The organism is Streptomyces sp. NPDC060027, assembly GCF_042737005.1.
Taxonomy (GTDB): domain Bacteria; phylum Actinomycetota; class Actinomycetes; order Streptomycetales; family Streptomycetaceae; genus Streptomyces.
On sequence record NZ_JBHWVI010000160.1, the window covers coordinates 1 to 19848 of the forward strand.

The 19848-nt window shown below is 71.5% G+C and carries 12 protein-coding genes and 2 pseudogenes; 6 read left to right on the plus strand and 8 right to left on the minus strand.

What is annotated here, in order from left to right:
• The 4 genes and pseudogenes from ACFWBT_RS30600 to ACFWBT_RS30615 all read right to left on the minus strand — a co-directional run.
• Positions 1–234 (minus strand): annotated as a pseudogene (locus ACFWBT_RS30600) (3-oxoacyl-ACP synthase); the annotation flags it as partial.
• A pseudogene (locus ACFWBT_RS30605) lies at positions 216–4148 on the minus strand (type I polyketide synthase); the annotation flags it as partial. The pseudogenes ACFWBT_RS30600 and ACFWBT_RS30605, both read right to left, overlap by 19 nt.
• 12 nt (positions 4149–4160) lie before the next feature.
• A complete protein-coding gene (locus ACFWBT_RS30610; protein ID WP_385706157.1) occupies positions 4161–10067 on the minus strand; it encodes an SDR family NAD(P)-dependent oxidoreductase in 5907 nt (1968 codons plus the stop codon).
• Between the two features lie 96 nt (positions 10068–10163).
• Positions 10164–11012 (minus strand): alpha/beta fold hydrolase, encoded by an 849-nt coding sequence (locus ACFWBT_RS30615; protein WP_385706159.1) that lies wholly within the window; start codon positions 11010–11012, stop codon positions 10164–10166.
• 369 nt (positions 11013–11381) lie between these two features.
• On the opposite strand from ACFWBT_RS30615, the gene ACFWBT_RS30620 reads away from it, so the two are divergent.
• The 5 genes from ACFWBT_RS30620 (at position 11382) to ACFWBT_RS30640 (ending at position 15876) form a co-directional block, all read left to right on the plus strand.
• On the plus strand, positions 11382–11633 hold the full coding sequence (locus ACFWBT_RS30620; RefSeq protein ID WP_385706161.1) for an acyl carrier protein: 252 nt from the start codon (positions 11382–11384) through the stop codon (positions 11631–11633).
• A complete protein-coding gene (locus ACFWBT_RS30625; RefSeq protein ID WP_385706163.1) occupies positions 11630–12505 on the plus strand; it encodes a class I SAM-dependent methyltransferase in 876 nt (291 codons plus the stop codon). The genes ACFWBT_RS30620 and ACFWBT_RS30625 overlap by 4 nt, the downstream gene beginning before the upstream one ends.
• Before the next feature lie 61 nt (positions 12506–12566).
• The gene (locus tag ACFWBT_RS30630) at positions 12567–13892 is read left to right on the plus strand and encodes an NAD(P)/FAD-dependent oxidoreductase (RefSeq protein WP_385706165.1); all 1326 of its coding nucleotides are present in this window, start codon (positions 12567–12569) and stop codon (positions 13890–13892) included.
• A complete protein-coding gene (locus ACFWBT_RS30635; protein WP_385706167.1) occupies positions 13889–14899 on the plus strand; it encodes an SDR family oxidoreductase in 1011 nt (336 codons plus the stop codon). The genes ACFWBT_RS30630 and ACFWBT_RS30635 overlap by 4 nt, the downstream gene beginning before the upstream one ends.
• Before the next feature lie 62 nt (positions 14900–14961).
• On the plus strand, positions 14962–15876 hold the full coding sequence (locus ACFWBT_RS30640; protein ID WP_385706169.1) for an SDR family NAD(P)-dependent oxidoreductase: 915 nt from the start codon (positions 14962–14964) through the stop codon (positions 15874–15876).
• Between the two features lie 12 nt (positions 15877–15888).
• Here ACFWBT_RS30640 and ACFWBT_RS30645 read toward each other — a convergent pair whose 3' ends face one another.
• Positions 15889–16644, minus strand: a complete 756-nt coding sequence (locus ACFWBT_RS30645) for a 4'-phosphopantetheinyl transferase family protein (RefSeq protein WP_385706171.1) — start codon at positions 16642–16644, stop codon at positions 15889–15891.
• Positions 16641–16883 (minus strand): response regulator transcription factor, encoded by a 243-nt coding sequence (locus ACFWBT_RS30650; RefSeq protein WP_385706172.1) that lies wholly within the window; start codon positions 16881–16883, stop codon positions 16641–16643. The genes ACFWBT_RS30645 and ACFWBT_RS30650 overlap by 4 nt, the downstream gene beginning before the upstream one ends.
• Positions 16884–17363: 480 nt before the next feature.
• On the opposite strand from ACFWBT_RS30650, the gene ACFWBT_RS30655 reads away from it, so the two are divergent.
• Positions 17364–18341 carry a beta-ketoacyl-ACP synthase 3 gene (locus tag ACFWBT_RS30655; protein ID WP_385706174.1) on the plus strand — a complete coding sequence of 326 codons (978 nt, stop codon included), beginning with the start codon at positions 17364–17366 and terminating at the stop codon, positions 18339–18341.
• 131 nt (positions 18342–18472) lie between these two features.
• On the opposite strand, the gene ACFWBT_RS30660 is transcribed toward ACFWBT_RS30655, so the two are convergent.
• Both ACFWBT_RS30660 and ACFWBT_RS30665 read right to left on the minus strand, forming a co-directional pair.
• Positions 18473–18970: a hypothetical protein gene (locus ACFWBT_RS30660; RefSeq protein ID WP_385706176.1), complete on the minus strand. Its 498-nt coding sequence runs from the start codon at positions 18968–18970 to the stop codon at positions 18473–18475.
• Complete coding sequence (locus ACFWBT_RS30665; RefSeq protein ID WP_385706178.1) at positions 18967–19533, minus strand: RNA polymerase sigma factor; 567 nt, start codon at positions 19531–19533, stop codon at positions 18967–18969. The genes ACFWBT_RS30660 and ACFWBT_RS30665 overlap by 4 nt, the downstream gene beginning before the upstream one ends.
• Positions 19534–19848 lie beyond the last annotated feature (315 nt).

Below are 19848 nucleotides of genomic sequence, written 5' to 3' on the forward strand. Positions count from 1 at the left end.
CAACACCCCCGGGTGGTTTTCCCCCCCGCCCCGCCCCCCCCCCGCCTCGGCCGCCTTCGCGATCATGTCGGAGGCACGCTCGTCCGGAGCGACGTGGTGCCGTGTCGCGGGGACCTTGAACAGCGGGGCGCCGGCGAGTGGGTCCACCGGGGCGTCCGGGTCGTGGAAGAACTCGGGTCCCACGACGTTCTCGGGCAGATAGCTCCCGAAGTCGACTATGCCGACGGGCTGCATGAACGTTCCTTTCGAAGCCAGTCCTCGACGGTCCGTGCCGTGTCGGCGGCGTGTTCCTCGAGGAGCGAGAAGTGATCGCCCGGGACCGGCGTGACGGTGTCCGCCGCGCGCCACAGACGCCAGCCCTCGCTGTTCGACGCGTCGGGGCCGCGTTCGGCGGTGAGGAGCAGTGCCGGGGCGGCGAGCGGATCGGCGGCCCAGTCGTCGAAGAGGCGCAGATAGCCGCCCATGGCCAGCACGCCCGCTTCGTCGACGCCGGCCGACGCCTGGTCCCTGGAGAGGATGCGGCCCATCGCCCAGGCGAAGACCTCGCTCTGCCGGGCGGGTTCGGGCTCGTACGTATCGATCAGGACGACACCCGCGACCTGGTGCCCGGCGCGTTCGAGGCTCGCGGCCGCGGCGTGCGCGAAGGCTCCGCCGATGGAGTGCCCGGCGAGCAGCACGGGGGCACCGGCCGCGGCCGCGAGCGTCTCGGCGGCCAGACTGTCGACCGCCGCGCGCCAGGATCCCGGGAGGAGGGGTGAGGGGCCGCCGAGGCCGGGCAGAGTGAGCGCCGACATCCGCAGGCGACGGCGGAAGCCCGCGGCGAACCGCGCGAACTGGTGCGTGCCCGAACCGGCCAGGAACGACGGCACGCAGACCACGGCGGGGTCGGCGGCGCCGTCGGAGACGAGGGTGGGTCCGGTCGCCGCGGTGAGCCGGCCGGGGGAGGAGAAGGTGGGGAGCGCGGCGGCGGCCTCCCGCAGCCACGGGACGGTGGCGGCGAGTTCGCCGCGGAGGTGGGCGGACCTGAGCAGGGTGGTGTACGGGGTCGGGGTGGCTGCGGGGGCCGCCGCGGCCTCCCGGGTTTCGGGCGTGGCCTGTCCGACCAGCGGCCGCAGATGATCCGCGACCGCCGCCGGGGTCGGGTGGTCCACCAGAAGTGTCGCCGGCAGGTCGAGCCCGGTTGCGGTGGACAACCGCCGCTGGAGCCGGACCGCGCCGAGGGAGTCGATGCCGAGTTCCAGGAGGGATCTGTCCGCGTCCACCGCCGTGCTGTCCTCGTATCCGAGGACGAGGGCGGCCGCGGTCAGGACCAGGTCCAGGACATCCAGGGGCGGCTCCTCGACCTCCTTCGAAGTCCCGCTCGGGGAGGGCGCGTCGCGGTCCGCCCGCTGCGGGCCGCTGACCGTCCGGGGTACGTCGATCCAGTGGCGACGTGGCTGGAACGCGTACGTGGGAAGGTTCACCCCGCGGCCGGCGGCCGGTGGGAACAGTCCCGCCGGGTCGGCGCCCGCGCCGTGGGTGTGCAGCTCCGCGAGCGCGGTCAGGAGCGCGGCGGGCTCGGGCCTGCGCCCGTCGAGCGCGCAGGTGAGGACGGCGGCGGACGGTTCGGCCAGGCACTCCTGCGCCATGCCGGTGAGTACCCCGGCCGGGCCGAGCTCCAGGAAGGCGGTCACCCCCGCGTTCTCCAGGGCGCGTATGCCGTCGTGGAAGCGGACCGGTTGCTCGGCGTGCCGCACCCAGTAGCCGGGGGTGGCGAGTGCGGCCGGGTCGGCGAGGGTGCCGGTGACGTTGGAAACGATCGGGATGCGCGGTGCCCGGTAGCTCAAACCGCCCGCGATCTCGGCGAGGCGACCGAGCATGGGGCGCATCAGGGGTGAGTGGAACGCGTGGCTCACCCGCAGCCTGCGGGTGCGGCGGCCCCGCTGCCGCCAAGGGATTTCCCAGGTGTCGAGGTCGTCCGTGGAACCGGAGACGACCACCGAGCGGGGTCCGTTGACGGCCGCCACCGCCAGTTGCTCGTACCCCGACAGGCTTGTGCGCACCTCCTCCTCCGACGCCTCCACCGCGACCATCGCGCCCCCCTCCGGCAGCGCCTGCATCAGCGCGCCGCGGGCGGCGACCAGGGCGCTCGCGTCGGCGAGGGAGAGGACCCCGGCGACATGAGCGGCGGACAGTTCGCCGATCGAGTGGCCCAACAGGAGGTCGGGGGTGAGGCCCCACGATTCGACGAGGCGGTAGAGGGCGACCTCCAGGGCGAACAGGGCGGGCTGGGTATGGCCCGTGCGGTGCACGAGCTCTGCCTCCGGGGTGCCCGGGGCGGCGAACATCACCTGCCGCAGCGGCCGCTCCAGACGACGGTCGAGCTCGGCGCAGACCGCGTCGAGGGCCTCCGCGAACACCGGGTGTCCGGCGGCGAGTTCATGCCCCATGCCGACGCGCTGGGAGCCTTGCCCGGAGAAGAGGAAAGCGGTCTTGCCGGCTCGTGCCGCCACGCCCCGCACGGTGTTGGCCGAGTGCTCGCCCGTGCCTAACGCCGTGAGACCGGCGAGGAGTTCGGCACGGTCCGCGCCGATGACGACAGCCCGGTGCTCGAAGCGGGCGCGGCCGCGGGCGAGGGCCGCGCCGACCTCGGTGGGCCCGGCGCCGGGATGCGTGACGAGGTGGGTGTGGAGGCGGCGGGCCTGATCGCGGAGCGCGGCGGGAGTCCTGGCGGAGAGCACCCACGGGACCGAGGGAAGGCCGGGCCGTGCTTCCTCGCCCGCCTCCTGTCCGCCGACCGGTGCTTCCTCGACGACCACATGGGCGTTGGTGCCGCTGATGCCGAAGGACGAGACGCCCGCGCGACGGACCCGCTCCCCGCGTGGCCAGGGCGCGGCTTCCGTCAGCAGGGAGATGCCGCCGGACCAGTCGGCCTTCGACGTGGGCCGGTCGACATGCAGGGACCGCGGAAGCAGCTCGTGGCGCAGGGCCTGGACGATCTTGATGAGCCCGCCCACACCGGCGGCCGCCTGGCTGTGCCCGAGGTTGGATTTCAACGAGCCGAGGAAAAGAGGCGGTCGTTCCCCGCGCTGCCGGCCGTAGACGGCGTCCAGCGCGTCGATCTCGATGGGGTCGCCCAGTGTGGTCCCGGTGCCATGGCCCTCGACGGCGTCGATGTCGGCCGGACGGATACGGGCGGAGGCGAGCGCCTGGCTGATGACGTGCTGCTGAGACGTGCCGCTGGGCGCGGTCAGTCCGTTGCTCGCCCCGTCCTGGTTGACGGCCGAGCCCCGGACGACGGCGAGGACGCGGTGGTCGTTGAGCCGGGCCTCGCTGAGCCGCTCGAGGAGGACGACTCCGACGCCCTCGCCCCAGCCGGTTCCGTCCGCCGCCTCCGCGTAGGAGCGGCATCGGCCGTCCCGTGACAGCGCGCGCTGCCTGCTGAACTCCGTGAACACGCCCGGCGTGGACATCACCGTGACCCCACCGGCGATTGCGAGAGAGCACTCGCCGCGGCGCAGCGCCTGCGCCGCCAGATGCACACTGACCAGGGACGAGGAACACGCCGTGTCGATGGTGAGCGCCGGCCCCTCGAAGCCCATCGTGTACGAGACCCGCCCCGACAGCACGCTGCCCGCCGAGCCGATACCCCAGTAGCCCTCCAGATCGCTCGGACCGGAGCGCGCGAGCAGGGCGTAGTCCTGCCCGGTCGTCCCCACGAACACGCCTGTACGGGAGCCGCGCAGTGTGCCGGGGTCGATTCCGGCGTCCTCCAGGCACTCCCAGACGGTGTGCAGGAGCAGCCGCTGCTGCGGGTCCATGGCACGCGCCTCGGTGGGCCCGATGCCGAAGAACTCGGCATCGAACTCCGTCGCCCCGTCGAGGAATCCACCGGATCGGGCGTACGAGGTCCCGAAGCGGTCGGGGTCGTCGTCGAAGAGGCCGTCGAGGTCCCAGCCCCGGTCGTCGGGAAAGGGCCCGACGACGTCACGCCCCTGGTCCACGACCTCCCACAGATCGTCGGCGGACGTGACACCGCCCGGATACCGGCAGGCCATGCCGACGATCGCGACCGGCTCGTACAGGAGCTGCTCGGCCTGCCGCAACCGCTCGCGGGTGCCCTGGAGTTCGGCGACCACGCGCTTGAGGTAGCGCAGAGTCCTGTCGTCGTCGGTCATGGCTCAGACCACCCCCAGGTCGTTGTCGATCAGGTCGAACATCTCGTCGGCGGTGGCGTCGTCGATCCGCTGCCCGCGGCTGCCTTGAGCGCCGGGTTCCGTGCCCTCCAGGGAGGCGAGGAGGGACCGCAGCCGGGCGCTCACGGAGTGGACGTCGGACGCCGCGACGGAGGGAAGGAGCGCGGTGAGCCGGTCGAGGCCCGCGTACAGGGCGGCGGCGGCCTGCTCCCGCGCGTGCGGTTCGGTGGGCTCCTCCAGCAGGGCCCGCAGATGGGCCGCGAGCGCGGGGATCCTGGGGTGGCTGAAGACGAGCGTGGACGGCAGGGTGAGCCCGGTGGCCTGGCTGAGCCGGTTGCGCAGCCGCACCGCACCGAGCGAGTCCAGTCCCATTTCCTTGAAGGGCCGTTCCGGGTCGACCGTCCCGGCATCGGCATGGCCGAGTACGGCGGCGATCTCCGTGGTGACGACGCTCGCGACGATGGCGTCCCGCTCTTCGGGCGGTGCGGCGTCGAGCCGGGCGAGCAGCGCACCGCCGAGGGCCTCCACCGGGCGGGCCGCGGTCGGCACGAGGGCGCTCAGGACGGCGGGGAGTGTGCCGTCGCGGCCCTGGGCGCGCAGAGCGGCCAGGTCGAGCCGGGCGGGCAGCAGAAGCGCGTCACCGGTGCCGTGCGAGGCATCGAAGAGCCGAAGTCCTTCGTCGGTCGTGAGCGGGGCGAGCCCCGATCTGCCGAGCTGCGCCACTCCGCCGCCCACGAGATGCCGGGTCATGACGCTCGTCTCCTCCCACAGTCCCCAGGCGAGGGAGACGGCGGGCAGTCCCTGCGCGCGCCGCCACTGGGCGAAGCTGTCGAGGAAGGTGTTGGCGGCGGCGTAGTTGGCCTGGCCCGGGCCGCCGATGGTCCCGGCCACCGAGGAGAAGAGCACGAAGGACTGGAGCGGGGCTTTTGTGGTCAGCTCGTGCAGATGGACCACGGAGTCCACCTTGGGCCGCAGGACACGGTCGAGGCGTTCGGGAGTGAGCGTTTCCAGGAGCCCGTCGTCGAGGACCCCGGCGGAATGGATCACGGAGGTGAGCGGATGCGCCGGCGAGACGGAGGCGAGGAGTCCGGCCACGTCCGCCCGCTGGGCGAAGTCGCAGGAGGCGACGGTGACTTCGGCGCCGAGAGCGGTCAGTTCGGCGACCAGCCCGTCCACGCCGTCGGCCGCGCGGCCACGACGGCTCGCGAGAAGCACATGCCGGGCACCGCGCTCGCCGACCAGGTGCCGGGCCACCTGGGCGCCGATCCCGCCGGTGCCGCCCGTGATGAGGACGGTGCCGTCCACGGCGAACGGGAGCGGCTCACCGGAGGCGTGGGCGCGGACGACACGCGGCATGTACGGGATCGTGTCGCGCACGGCGAGTTGAGGCTCGAACGTGGCGAGAAGCGCGGGCAGCGCCGGACCCCGCGCACCCTCGCGCACGCCGAGGAGCGCGGACAGCGCGGGACCTTCCGCTTCCTCCACGTCGATGAGCGTGAAGCGCCCCGGGTGCTCGGACTGCGCGGCACGGACGAGACCCCAGAGAGTGGCGAGGCCCGGCTGCACGGTGCCGGCGTCCGGAGCGACAGCGACGGCGTTCCGCGTGACGAGGACCAGCCGGGAGGCGGCGAGGCGCTCGTCGGCGAGCCATTCCTGGAGAAGCGCGAGGGCGCGGACCGCGAGGCCACGGGCCTTCGCCGCGTCCGGCACCGCGTCCGGCCCCGTGCGCGGAGCGAACTCGGGTGCGATCACGGCGTCCGGGACGGGGGCACCCGAGTCGAGAGCGGCGCGGAGGCCGGCCAGATCGGCGTACGCCGCGAAATCCGCTGTGGCCGAAGGGATTCGGGCACCTTCGATCGTGCCCAGAACCGCAACCGGCCCGCCGGGTCGGGCCCCTGCGGCCGGTGCCGGCACCGGCCGCCATTCCAGACGGAACAGCGACCGCGTGGCCGAGCGCACCGAGGCCGGACCGGCCGGGGACACCGGGCGGGCCACCACCGAGTCGACCGAGACCACCGGGGTGCCGGTCTCGTCGGTCGCGGACATCTGAACCACGCCTTCGCCGCGCGCGGTGAGCGTCACCCTCAGGCGGGTGGCGCCGGGGCGGGCGATCCGTACGCCGGACCAGGTGAACGGAAGCCAGACCTGCGCCGACCCGGCGTCCGCGCCCGTTGTCTCCCCGAGCTGGGCGTGGAACGCCGCGTCCAGCAGCGCGGGGTGCACCACGAAGCCCTCCGCGTCCGCTGTGGTGTCCACCTCCGCCAGGAGGCTGCCTTCGTGCCGCCAGGCGGCACGAAGGCCCTGGAAGACGGGGCCGTAGCCGAAGCCCAGGTCCGCCAGGCCTTCGTACAGGTCGTCGATGTCCACGGGGGTGGCGCCGGGCGGGGGCCAGACGGTCGGTTCCGTCGGGGAAGCGCCGGGGGGCGCCGTCCCCAGGAGGCCGGCCGCGTGCCGCGTCCACGCCTCTTCCTCCTCCGCGTCGACGGCGCGTGAATACAGGGTGATCGGCCGTTGCCCCGCCCCGTCCGGCGTCCCCACCGTCGCCTGCAGATCCACCGCGTCCGCGTCCGGGAGGGCCAGTGGTTCCTCCAGCGTCAGCTCGGTGACCACATCGCAGCCGACCAGTGCCGCGGCGCGTGCCGCCATGTCGACGAAGGCGGTGCCGGGCATCAGGACGGTGTCATGGACCGCGTGGTCGTCCAGCCAGCCGTGCGTGCCCCGGGAAGCCCGCCCGGTGAGCAGCCACCCCGCGCCGTCCGCGAGTCCGGTGGCCGCGGTGAGCAGCGGGTGCCCCGTGCCGAGCAGGCCCGCGCCGGTGACATCGCCCGTGCCGGCCCGTGGAACCGCCCAGTACCGCTCCGGCTGGAAGGCATACGTGGGGAGTTCGACCCGCCGCGCGGTGTCCGCGTCGAACAGGGCGTCCCACTCCACCGGTGCTCCGTGCGCATACGCTTCGGCGACGGCGCCGACGAAGCGCGCCAATTCGCCGTCACGCCGGGCCGATCCGAAGACGGCGGCCGAGGCGCCCGTCTCCTCCACCGTCTGCTCCAGTGGGACCGTGAGGACCGGGTGCGGACTCACCTCGATGAACGTCGTGTGACCGTGTGCCAGGAGACTCCGTACGACAGGGTCGAAGCGGACCGTCCGGCGCAGATTCCGGTACCAGTAGCCGGCGTCGAGCCCCGCCGTGTCGAACTCGGCCGCGGTGACGGTGGAGTGGAAGCTGACCCCGCCGGAGCGTGGCTCCAGGGGAGCCAGGACCTCGGCGAGCCGCTCCTCGACGGATTCGACCTGGGGGGAGTGCGAGGCGTAGTCGACGGGGATGCGACGGGCCCAGATGTCCTCGGCGGCACAGCACGCGAGCAGTTCGTCGAGGGCGTCCGGGTCCCCGGAGACGGTCATGGAGGAGGGCCCGTTGACGGCGGCGACGGAGAGGCGTTCGCCCCAGCGTTCGAGCAGGGGAAGGAACCTTTCCGGGGACGCGGTCACCGACGCCATCCCGCCGCGCCCGGCCATCACGGCGGCGATGGCCCGGCTCCGCAGCGCCACCACGCGGGCCGCGTCCTCGAGCGACAGCCCTCCGGCGACGTACGCGGCGGCGATCTCGCCCTGCGAGTGTCCGACGACGGCGTCCGGACGCACCCCGTGCCGCCGCCAGAGCGCGGCGAGCGAGACCATCACGGCGAACAGCGCGGGCTGTACGACGTCCACACGGTCCAGCGGGGGCGCGCCGGGCGCGCCGCGCAACACGTCCTCGAGCGACCAGTCGACGAACGGTGCGAGCGCATCGGCGCAGGCACGCAGCTCCTGTGCGAACACAGGCTGCGTGGCGGCCAGTTCACGCCCCATACCGACCCACTGGGATCCCTGTCCGGGGAAGACGAAGACGACTTTGCCGCCGCCGCCGCGGGCTCGGGCGAGGGTGATCCCGTCACCGGCCTTCCCTCGGGCCAGGGCGGCCACGGCGCCGAGCAGCTCGTCGCGCGTGGCACCGGTGACGGCGGCACGGTGGCTCAAGTGGGCCCGAGTCAGCGCGAGCGCGGCCCCGACCTCGGCGAGGGTGGCTTCGGGCCGTGCGGTGAGATGCGCATGGAGGCGCTCGGCCTGCTTCCGCAAGGCGGCCGGGGTCTTGGCGGAGAGAACCCAGGGGACGACCGGCGGAGCGTCCCCGGCGGCTCCGGTCTCGCCGCGCCCGGCGGGGAGTTCCGGTGCCGGCTCGTCGTCGGGTTCGCCGGGTGCCTCCTCCAGGAGGACGTGCGCGTTCGTTCCGCCGACCCCGAACGCCGACACCCCGGCCCGGCGGACGCGCCCGCTTCGCGGCCACGGGGCCGACTCCGTCAGCAGGGACACCGCACCACTCGTCCAGTCCGCCTTGGGTGTCGGCTTGTCGACATGCAAGGTCCTGGGAAGCACTTCATGACGCAGAGCCATGATCATCTTGATGAGTCCGCCGACGCCCGCCGCGGCCTGGCTGTGGCCGATGTTGGACTTCATGGAGCCGAGTCGCAGCGGCTGCGCCGGGGGACGGTCCTGGGCGAACACCGCCGTGAGCGAGTCGATCTCGATCGGGTCACCGAGTTTCGTGCCCGTGCCGTGCCCCTCCACCGCGTCGATGTCACCGGGGCGAAGGCCGGCCGCCGCGAGCGCCTGTGTCACGACCCGGCGCTGCGCGGCGCCGTTGGGCGCCGTCAGGCCATTGCTCGCACCGTCCTGGTTGACGGCCGAGCCGGGGATGAGCGCCAGGACACGGTGGCCGCGCCGGCGTGCCTCACCGAGGCGTTCCAGGACGAGGATCCCGACGCCCTCGGACCAGCCCGTACCGTCGGCCGCCTCCGCGTAGGACCTGCACCGGCCATCCGGTGACAGGGCCCGCTGTCTGCTGAACTCCGTGAACACCTTGGGTGTCGTCATCACGGCGGCGCCGCCGGCGAGCGCGAGCGAACACTCGCCGTCGCGCAGTGCCCGGGCCGCCAGGTGCACGCTCACCAGGGACGACGAGCAGGCCGTGTCGACGGTGAGCGCCGGGCCCTCGAAGCCGAACGCGTAGGCTATGCGGCCGGACAGGACGGAGCCCGCCGAGCCGATGCCCCAGTAGCCCTCCAGTTCGAGTGGGCCCGAGCGCGCCAGTTGTTCGTAGTCCTGGCCGCTGCTGCCGATGTAGACCCCTGTCGGGGAGTTGCGCAGCGTGCCGGGATCGATACCCGCGTCCTCGAGGGACTCCCAGACCGTCTGCAGGAGCAGCCGCTGCTGCGGGTCCATCGCCAGTGCCTCGCGCCGCGCGACACCGAAGAAGTCGGCGTCGAAGTCGGCGACGGACTCCAGGAAGCCGCCGGTGCGGGCATAACTCGTACCGGCCCGCTCCGGATCGTCGCAGAAGAGGCCGTCCAGGTCCCAGCCGCGGTCGGCGGGGAAGTCCGAGACGACGTCCCGCCCGGCGGCCACGACATCCCACAGGTCGGCGGGGGAGGCGATGCCGGCCGGGTAGCGGCAGGCCATTCCGACGACCGCGATCGGCTCGTCGTCGGCCGGCTCCGGGACGGTCCGCGGAGATTCCGCGTCCGCCGGGGCGAACCCCAGCGCCGACAGCAGGTGCTTCGCCACGGCGGCGGGCGTCGGATGGTCGAACAGCAGCGTCAGCGGCAGTTCGAACCCGCTGGCCGCGCCGATACTGCTCGTCAGCTCCACCGCGGCCAGGGAGTTGTAGCCGAAGTCGCGATAGGCGAGGTCGGGATCGACATCCCCGGGGTCGGAGCCGAGGAGTTCCGCGGTCTTCTCCCGCACCAGGTCCAGCAGGACCGGGTACCGGGCATCCGCCGGCAGCGCGGCCAGCCGCACCGCCAGGGGATTGCTCCGCTCGTCCGTCGGATCGCCCGAGTCCATCGGGTCCGCCATGCCATCCTCCACGTCGTCGTCCTTCGCCTTGCGCCCACGCCTCACCACCGCTTCCCGCGCGAGGGAAGCGGCTGCGGACGATTCGCGTCGTCCTGACTAGTCGGTGGCCCTGCCCGTGAGCAGGAAGGACCGGAGGTGCGCGGCGAGTTGTTCCGGCTGGTCCTCCGGGATGAGGGTGTAACTGTCCGCAATCTCCACGAGCTCGCCCTTGGGCAACAGCTCCGCGAGCCTGCGCCCGTGCGCGAGCGGCATGACCTTGTCCTCGGCGGCCCACACCACGAGCGCCGGCCGGTCGAACTCCCGCAACTTCTCAGCCCAGGCGAGGAGTTCGTCCTTGGGCGGTACGCCCAGGACGTACTTCCGCAGATCCCGGCGGATCTCCGCGGAGGTCCACAGGGGTTCGAACCACGCGTCCATCACCTCGTGCGGGACGGGCCGCTTGCTCATCCAGCCCCAGGTCATGGGAAGGCGCCGCATCGGCTTCAGCTTCAGGAGCTTGAAGGCGAAGTTGATACCTCCGGGCATCTTCGCGGAGGTGTACAGATTGGAACCGGGCACACCCGGCGGGAAGTTGTCGAACGCCTCGCAGGAGGTGATGACGAGGCGGCCGATCCGCTCGTCCCGGCCCAGGGCGACCAGTGCCTGGGCCCCGCCCCAGTCGCTCATGACCAGCGTGACGTCCCGCAGGTCCAGTTCGTCGAGGAACTCGGCCACGAGCCGGGCGACACCGGGGATCGACAGATCGGCGTCGGCCTTCATCGGAGTGCGGTGTCCGCCGAGCGGCAACGTCGGGACCACACAACGGAATTCCGCGCGCAGAGGTGCCACCACGTTCCGCCACAGGGAGCCGTCCATCGCGACACCGTGCAGCAGGACCACTACGGGCCCGTCGCCGCCGGTGTCCTGGTACTCCACCGTGCCCGCCGCAAGGTGTACCTCGGCCATTCGAATCTCCTTGGTCCTCGTCGGATGAGAAGGGGCGGCGGTGGCCGCCCGCGGCAGTTGCCACCGCACAGGGTCAGCTCGCGGCGTACTTACCCCCGGGCCGGGTGAGCCTCGGCAAGCAAAACATGTCAGCCCCTTTTTCGCCAGCAGTATGTTGGTTGAAAACGATCACTGCCCTAAAGGGCAATAGTGTCCCGTCGGCCACCTGGGTAACGTGGCGACTCCCGTCCCGCGCTGGAATCTCCGTCCTACCATCGACGGCGGTTCGCGTCGGCCTTCGAATGTGCCCCGACTCGCTTGGTGGCGTGGCCGGATCGCGGACGGTGGGGAATCTCTGGCATTCATCGCCCCGTACCTGAAAGGCATCCTGTGATCACCACTGAAGAAGTGTGTTCCCGCATTGCCAAGAAACTCGGCAGTAAAGCGGATTCATATGACCTCAATGCCGATACGGCCTTTGAATCGGTCGGCCTTTCGAGCCTTCAGATAGCCGACATCGTGTACACCATCGAGGACGACCTCAAGATAGAGTTCGACGAGAGCAAGGCCGCGAGTGTCAGGACGGTGGCCGATCTCGTGAAGCTGGCGGAGGAGAGCGAGAAGGGCGGCGCCGCCGCGTGAGGGCCGGCGAATACCAGGGTGCGACGGCCGAGTCCATTCGTCACCACTACGACGTGTCGAACGACTTCTTCGCCCTGTGGCTGGACGCCGATCTCACCTATACGTGCGCGCTGTGGGACGAGACCGATTCCGGTGACACTCTGGAAGCGGCCCAGAAGCGCAAACTGGACCATCTGATCGAGGGCGCGCGGGCGGCCGGCGCCCGCCGGGTCCTGGACGTCGGCTGCGGCTGGGGCAGTCTGCTCGACCGCCTGGTCAACACCCATGGTGTGCAGCGGGCGGTCGGCCTCACACTCAGCGAGAGCCAGGCCGAACGGCTGCGCCGGACGGCCCTGCCGCGTACCGAGGTGCGGGTGGAGAACTGGCTCGACCACGAACCGGACGAGCCCTACGACGCCATCATCTCCATCGGCGCCTTCGAGCACTTCGCCCGCACGGGCCTGTCGCGCGCCGAACGGGTCGCCGCGTACCAGGAGTTCTTCGACCGGTGCCGCACATGGCTCCCGAAGGGCGGACGGATCGCGCTGCAGACCAACGTCAAGGGCAACAACGTCCGGATGGACAAGCAGACCGTCCGCGATCTGATGTTCATCATCGACACCATCTTCCCGGAATCCGAGATCCCGGCCCTTTCCGAGGTCATCGAGTCGAGCGAGAAGCGCTTCGACATCGTAAATCTGCGCACCGACCCGGACCACTACAGCCGTACCTGCCAGGAATGGCTGAACCGCCTCCAGGCCAACCGCGATCAGGCCGTCAAGGCCGCCGGCGAGGAGAATGTCGCCAACTACGAACGCTATCTGGGTTCGACGGTCGGCCACTTCACTAACCGCCACCTCGGCCTGTCCCGGATGATCCTCGAAGCCGTGTGAGGTGGGTCCACGAGATTCTGGTGACCGACAGCTCCACGGTGGCCCTGTTGAGGAGCACTCAGTGAACGTATACAAGCACGTCGTCTACTGGCACGACACCGAACAGGTCACCGTCGAAGCCCCCTTGCGGGAAACCGTCGACTGTGATGTCTGCATTGTCGGGGGCGGCTTCACCGGGCTGTGGACCGCCTACTTCCTCAAAGAGGCCGAGCCCGCGCTCGACATCCGTATCGTCGAGGCGAACCACTCCGGCTACGGGGCGTCGGGCCGCGCCGACGGATTCGTCACGCCCACCATCGGCAAGGACATCCAGGCCCTGGTCAAGGAATTCGGTCTGCGGCGAGCCCTGGAAGCCTCCCAGGCCGTGGGCCGGTCGATTCTGGAGATCGGCAGGTTCACCCGCAGGAACCATGTCGACGCGGAGTACGAGGCCAATGACTACCTGATGGTCGCCACCGACGCGGCCCAGCTCAAGCGCCTCCAGCACGACCGCGAACTCGCCGAACGGATGGGCGCGGCACGGGCCGAGATCCTGACGCGGGAGGAGTCCCGGGCGGTCATCGGTTCGCCCGCGGTCCTGGCCGGCATGCGGACCGGCGGTGCTCTGGTGAACCCCTTCAGACTCGCTCGCGGCATCGCCCGCGTCGTGCGCGAGAAGGGCGTGACCATCTACGACAAGTCGCCCTGCCTGCGCGTCGAGCCGGGCGTGCGGCCCACGGTGATCACCACCGGTGGCCGGGTGACGGCGGACAAGGTCGTCCTCGCCACGAACGTCCACATGGACGCCTTCCCGCCCTTCCGCAAGAAGGTCGTGCCGATCTGGACGTACGCCATGGTGAGCGAGCCCCTCACGGACGCGCAGCTCGCGCGTGTGCGGTGGCCCGGACGGGAGGGCATGGTCGAGGCCAAGTCCCTTCTCACGTGCGCCCGTTTCACGCACGACAACCGTGTCATGTTCGCCGGAGGACCCGCTCCGTACTACTTCGGCCGGGACAAGCGGCAGCGGAACATGAACCGCCCCGAGGTCTACCGCGAGATCCACCGGGAGTTCCTGCGGTTCTTCCCGATGTGGGCCGACCTCGAATTCACCTACGCATACGGCGGGACCGCCGATGTCGTGCGTGACTACGCTCCGCACTTCGGTTCCCTGGGCGGGGGCAACATCCTGTACGGATACGGCTACTGCGGCAACGGCATCGCCGCGACCCACACCGGTGGCAAGGTCCTGCGTGACCTCACCCTCGGCAAGGACACCGACTACACCCGGCTGCTCTTCGTGGACGACGAGCGACGTAAGCCCCCCGCCGACTTTCCGCCCGAACCGGCCCTCTATGTCGGCGCCCGCGCGGTGGCCCGCCTGATGGACTGGAAGGAGTCCCGCCCATGAGCGCCCGTCGCACGGTCCTGCTCACCGGAGCCTCCGGCGTGGTGGGCCGCAGCATCCTCCGGGAGAACGGTGCCGACGGACCGCGGATCATCTCCGCCGTCCACAGCGCGCCGATCCCCGAGGCCGCGGAGTCCGCGGTCTCCCTTGACCTGACGGCGGAGCGCTTCGGGCTGGACGCGGACAGCCATGCCGCGCTCGTGGCCTCGGTCGACACCGTCATCCATTCGGCGGGGCTGACCGAATGGGGCCTGCCGGCCGAGCGCTATGGGCCGATCAACGTCGAGGGCACCCGCCGGGTCATCGAGTTCGCCGAACAGGCGGGTGCCGCGGTCCACTTCATGGGCACGGCCTTCGTGGCGGCCCTCGCCGAGGACGCGCCCGTGCCGCTCGGCGAGGAGAACGTCTGCAAGAACTACATCCGCTCCAAGCACCGGGCGGAGCAGCTCCTGCGAGACAGCGGACTGCCGCACACCGTGTTCCGGCCCACCAACCTCATCGGCGACTCCACGACGGGCTGGACCTCACAGGGCCAGATCGTGCAGCTGATGTCGGACTGGCTGGGCCGGGGCCGGGCGCCGTTCGTCCCCGTGCACCCGGGCATCCGGATGGACTTCGTCCCACAGGACCTGCTGGCGAAGGCGGTGCTGCGCGCCATCGAACTCGGCGACGAACAGGGCGAGTTCTGGGTGACCTACGGCGAGGAGGCGATGGACGTCGAGACCTGCCTCCAGCTCCTGGTCAAGCACGCGGCCGGGCGCGGCCGCTCGCTGAACCTGCCGCCGCTGGTGAACCCCGACGAACTCGCCCCGGACGCCATCGCGAAGACACCCCCGCTGACCCGTTCGTATCTCTCGGTCCTCAGGGACGTCAGCGAGGTCACCCGGTGCAGCGGCGGCGTCCTGCCCTCCTCCATGGCGGAGCTGCGCGATCGCTACGCACTCCCGCATGTCGACGGCACGGCCGCGTACCTGGCCGGACTGGAGTACGCCGCCGAGCATCTCGGCTGAGAAGGCGACTCCGACATCGTACGAAGAACGGCGCACTCCCCAACCAACGGAAGGACTCTGGCGTGAACGACGCCTGGAACGCTCCGGACCTCGGCGGAAAGGTGGCCGTGGTCACCGGGGCCAGCCGAGGCGTGGGCCGCGGCATCGCGCTCGCGCTCGGCGAGGCGGGCGCGACCGTGTATGTCACGGGCCGCAGCGCTCGCACGGGCCGGCGCACCGAGGGGCTGCCCGGCACGGTCGACGACACCGCCGACGAGGTGACGCGGCGCGGCGGCAAGGGCATCGCCCTGCGCTGCGACCACGCAGAGGCGCGGGACAACGAAGCCCTCGCCGAGCGGATCAAGGCCGACCACGGCCGTCTGGACCTACTGGTCACCAACGCCTGGGGAGGGTACGAGCGGTCCGCCGAGGTCCGCTTCGACGCGCCCTTCTGGGAGCAGCCGATGTGGCGCTACGAGCTGTTCGAGGCTTCGCTCCGCGGGCAGTACGACGTCACGCGCAGGCTGGTCCCGCTGATGATTCCGCAGCAGAGCGGTCTGGTCGTCGGCATCAGCTTCTCCGACGGGGACATCTACCTCGGTCAGGTCGGCTACGACGTGTTCAAGTCCGCCTCCGACCGCATGTGCCGCGGCGTCGCCTCCGACCTGCGCAGAAGCGGTGTCGCGGCGGTCTCGCTGCACCCGGGCTTCGTGCGGACGGAGCGGGTGGAGGCGGCCTGGGAGGCGATGGGCAGCGGCCCGGCGTCGGTGGTGCACTCCCCGGAGTACGTGGGCCGTGCCATCGCCGCCCTGCTCGCCGACCCGGACGTCATGGAGCGCACGGGCACGGTGCTGAGCACCGGCGACCTGGCAGTCGAGTACGGCTTCGACGACGTGGACGGCCGCCGGCCCCCGGCCTTCCGCCTGGAGGGCCGGATGAGCCTGGCCACGCGGATGCACCGTCTGAACAAGGTGGTCGGCGCCGCCGGACAGCAGTAGGCGGAAGTGACGTCAGGACAGCCGCAGTTCGGCGGCCCGCACCTCGGGACGTGGGCCGCCCGGCCTGCCCGCGCCGTCCCGCGTGCTCTCGTCGCGTACGGCGATCGCGGCCCGGTAGCCGTCGGGCGCCTTCACGTCGGCGAGAGTCCAGCCCGTCGGCCCCGGCGGGGCCCAAGGGGGCGCCAACTCCTCGGCGAGGCCGACGTGATGGCCGCCGAGCCCGCCGGCAAGCCCGGTGCCGATGCCCTTGAGATACGCCTCCTTGCGCACCCAGCAGCCGAGCAGAGCCCTCTCGCGCAGGGCGGGGGAGAGGGCGGCGACGGCACGCCGCTCGGCGGGGTGGAGGCGCCTGCCCGCGCGTTCCAGGCCAGCGCGCACCAGCCCCGCCGACTCGATGTCCGCACCGACGGGTGTGCCGGCGATCGCGAACAGGGCGGCGTCCTCGGCGTGCGAGAGGGAGAAGTGCGGCCCGGACCGGCCGGCGATCACCGGCCGTCCGTGCGGCCGTTCGCAGTCCGGCATCCCGCAGGGCTCGCGGAGGAACCCCACGTCCTGCGGCGCCATCCCCAGATACCCGCCGAGCAGCACGCGAAGACCCACATGGGAGGTGACATAGCGCTCACGCGCCGCCGGGTCCTGGAAGCGGGCGGCCCGTTCGGTTTCCTCGGCGCCGAGCGTCCACGCGCTGCCGGCCGCGACCGCCGCGTTGTCGGGGATCCACAAGGTCCAGACGGCGACCTCACGGGGCCCTGCCGGACGGATCGTCACCTGCGCTCAAGACTCTGTCCGTCCGGGCGGAGCTCGTCCGCCCACCGCACCGACAGGAGTGTGGCCTCGACCCGGTTCCGCAGCCCCAGCTTCCGCGTGATGCTCGTCAGATGGGCCTTCACCGTTCGCTCGGCGATGCCGAACCGGCGGGCGAGGGCTCTGTTCCCCTCGCCGATCGACAGCACGCTGAGCACTTCGCGTTCGCGCGGTGTCAGCTTCTGCAGGGCAGAGCGTTCCACCTGCGCTAAGCCCACACCGCCCCCGACCCCTATTCCCGATTCGGTGTCATCAGTGGTTGCGCGGTCCCCGTTCATGCGCTCTCCAACTCCTTGATGGAATCGTCTACCGCACGAGGAAACAAATGAACACGTGGCCGTGGACGGCCATTCCCCCGTGATCTCTGCACCCTACCTCCGTGTCGAGAGGCTGTCAGCTGACAATCCTACGGGATGCCGATCGCGAACGAAATTTATTGATTGCTCAACTTTATATCCTGGCAAGGGCGTTCACCTGCCAGGTGGGCATCCGGATGGTGAATCCGATGCCGAGGACCGGACGTGAAGCCAGGCGTTTCCCGTCTCCGTGGAGCGGCAGAGATTTGATGGAAGCTTGAGCTTCCGCCGCTCCGCCCAGTGCTGCCTGCATTCGTATTCCAGGACCCTTGGAATTGGGGGCAGCTGCCGAGTTGCCCGCTGCCGCAGATTTACCGAGGTGACCGTATGTCGTCCCATTCCTCCGTACCGATCACATTTGATGCCGGAGCCGGCTCCCGAATCGCGGCCGTGGCGGGCGTCCGGCCCGAACGGATCGTGGGAAATTCGGAATTGGGGAATCCGCTCGGCGTTTCCGCCGAGTGGATAGAGCGACGGGTCGGTATCCGCGAGCGGCGCTTCGCGGGCCCGGACGACTCGCTGACGGGCATGGGAGCCACCGCCGCCGCGAAGGCTCTCTCCGCCGCGGGGCTGGGCCCGGCGGACGTGGACCTCCTCGTCCTCGCCACCTGTTCCATGCCCTCCCCCATGCCGAACGGCGCGGCGTCCGTGGCCGCCCTGCTCGGCATCCCCACGGTCGCGGCCTTCGACGTCAACGCCGCGTGCGCGGGCTTCTGCTACGGACTCGGGATCGCCGACGGCCTGATCCGCTCGGGCACCAGCCGGTGTGCCCTGGTCGTCGGCGCCGAGCGGATGACCGACTGGGTGGACCCGGCGGACGTGGACACCGCCACGGTGTTCGCGGACGGAGCGGGTGCCGCGGTCGTCGTCTCCGCCGACCACACCGGAATCCACCCGGTGGTGTGGGGCGGCGACGGCGACAGGGCGGGCCTGGTCGCCATTCCGGACCGGCACGGCAGCGTGACGATGAGCGGTCGGGCCGTCTACCGCTGGGTCACCACGGAGCTGGCGCAGGTCGCCGGCGCGGCCTGCGCGCGCGCCGGACTGTCCCCGGACAGCCTCAAGGGATTCGTCTCCCACCAGGCCAACCTGCGGATGATAGAGCGCCTCGCGACGAGCCTCGGCGCGACGAACGCCGCGATCGCCCGCGACATCGTGGAGACCGGCAACACCTCGGCGGCCTCCGTCCCGCTCGCCCTGACCCGGCTCATCGACCTCGGCCAGATCCAGTCCGGCGACCCGGTCCTCCTGATGGGCTTCGGCGCCGGGCTCAGTTACGCGGCGCAGGTGGTGACTTGCCCTTGAACCGGCTGTGCCCCGGTCCGGCGCGCTGCCGGCGCCCCTGCCCGGCAGGGACCGGCATCGCGTCGGGTGTCGCGAGCGGCCGGGGCGGACGTGGACCGGGTGAGCGGTCCCGCCGGCGAGACGGGCCCCGGTCACGGGCCGTTGGCCGGCCGGGGCGCGAAGCGTGCCTCGGCTCGGCGTCTGGCGCGGGCGATCATGCGCCGGCCGCGGCTGCTGCCGAGCGGGCGCAGCGTTCTCAGGGCGGAGGAGGGCCGGCTCTGCCGGAGCGCGCCGAGGACCGCGAACCGTGTCCCGGAACCCTCCGGGACGGCCGCCATCCCCCCGATGACGCATCCGCTCTGCATGAGACACCAGCCCGGCTGCAGCACGACCTCGAACCGGGCACGGTGCCCGAGGGGTCCGTAGGCCCAGGCGTGTCGCCGGGGCCCGGAGACAGGCGACAGGTGGAAGGCGCGCAGCGTCGGCACCAGGTGTGGCAGCTCGCCCTCCAGGTCGCTCGCCACCGCCCAGACGTCCGCGAAGGGCCTGTCGAGGTGGGCGTCCGCGTACATGACGGCGTTCAGGCCCGCGGCCATGATGCGCAGGCGGCGCACGGGGTCGAGTTCGGTGGTCGGCCAGTCAACGCTCATCGCGCCCACGCCTTTCGGAAGCTGTGACGGGCGCGGTGCAGCCGCGACTTCACCGTGCCGCAGGAGATGTTCAGGAGCCGGCCGGCCGACCGTTCGTCAAGTCCCTCCAGCTCGCGCAGGACCAGGACGGTGCGGTGTTCGGTGGACAGCCGACGCAGTACGTCGCGCACATCGGCGGCGAGTTCCGGGCCGCGTACGGAGGGCAGGTCCTTGAGCTCGCCCACCGGGGTCTCGTGCTCCGCGCGCCGCGCCACCCGCACGGCCTCGCGCACGGTGATCGTGCGTACCCATGCGTACAGGGCGCGGGGCTCCTGCAGCTTGGGCAGCCCCTGGAAGACCGCGATGAGTGACTCCTGCACCGCGTCGGGGCTGTCGGCCAGAGCGATCGGGCGGCACAACCTGCTGACGTACGGCGTCAGCAGGTCCAGGAGGTCGTTGAGAGCCAGGGCGTCACCGGTCTGGGCGGCCCGGACGAGGAGGGCCGCCCTGGCCCACGGATCCTCCTCCGACGGTTGCCGGGCATCCGGCCGGGGCGGCAGGAAGCCTGTGTCGGCTGTGTTCATGCGTCGTTCTCCTCCCTCGCAGGTCGACGCTCCACCGGCAGCGGGGCTGCGTCGGCGGGTGAGCTTCATAGGGACAGAGGGGGGCTTTTGGGCGCGCACTCCCCAGGTCACGCAACTGGCCGGAACTCCTTCAGCCGCCACGGGAGTGTTTCGGCCCCGTACGGCCTCTTCCAGTACGTCGAGGATGCCCGTCGCGGGGGGGGGGGGGGGGGGGCCCCCCCCCCCCCCCCCAACCGGAGGGGGGAGGAACAGACCCCGGCGGGGTGGGCCCCAGGGGCCGCGGGGGTATTAAAAAAAAAAAAAGACCAACAAAAA

Coding starts and splice junctions, on each gene's coding strand:
- ACFWBT_RS30655 (WP_385706174.1), top strand. CDS start 17,364: ATGTCGTCCCATTCCTCCGTACCGATCACATTTGATGCCGGAGCCGGC.
- ACFWBT_RS30615 (WP_385706159.1), bottom strand. CDS start 11,012: ATGGCCGAGGTACACCTTGCGGCGGGCACGGTGGAGTACCAGGACACC.
- ACFWBT_RS30660 (WP_385706176.1), bottom strand. CDS start 18,970: ATGAGCGTTGACTGGCCGACCACCGAACTCGACCCCGTGCGCCGCCTG.
- ACFWBT_RS30610 (WP_385706157.1), bottom strand. CDS start 10,067: ATGGCGGACCCGATGGACTCGGGCGATCCGACGGACGAGCGGAGCAAT.
- ACFWBT_RS30635 (WP_385706167.1), top strand. CDS start 13,889: ATGAGCGCCCGTCGCACGGTCCTGCTCACCGGAGCCTCCGGCGTGGTG.
- ACFWBT_RS30665 (WP_385706178.1), bottom strand. CDS start 19,533: ATGAACACAGCCGACACAGGCTTCCTGCCGCCCCGGCCGGATGCCCGG.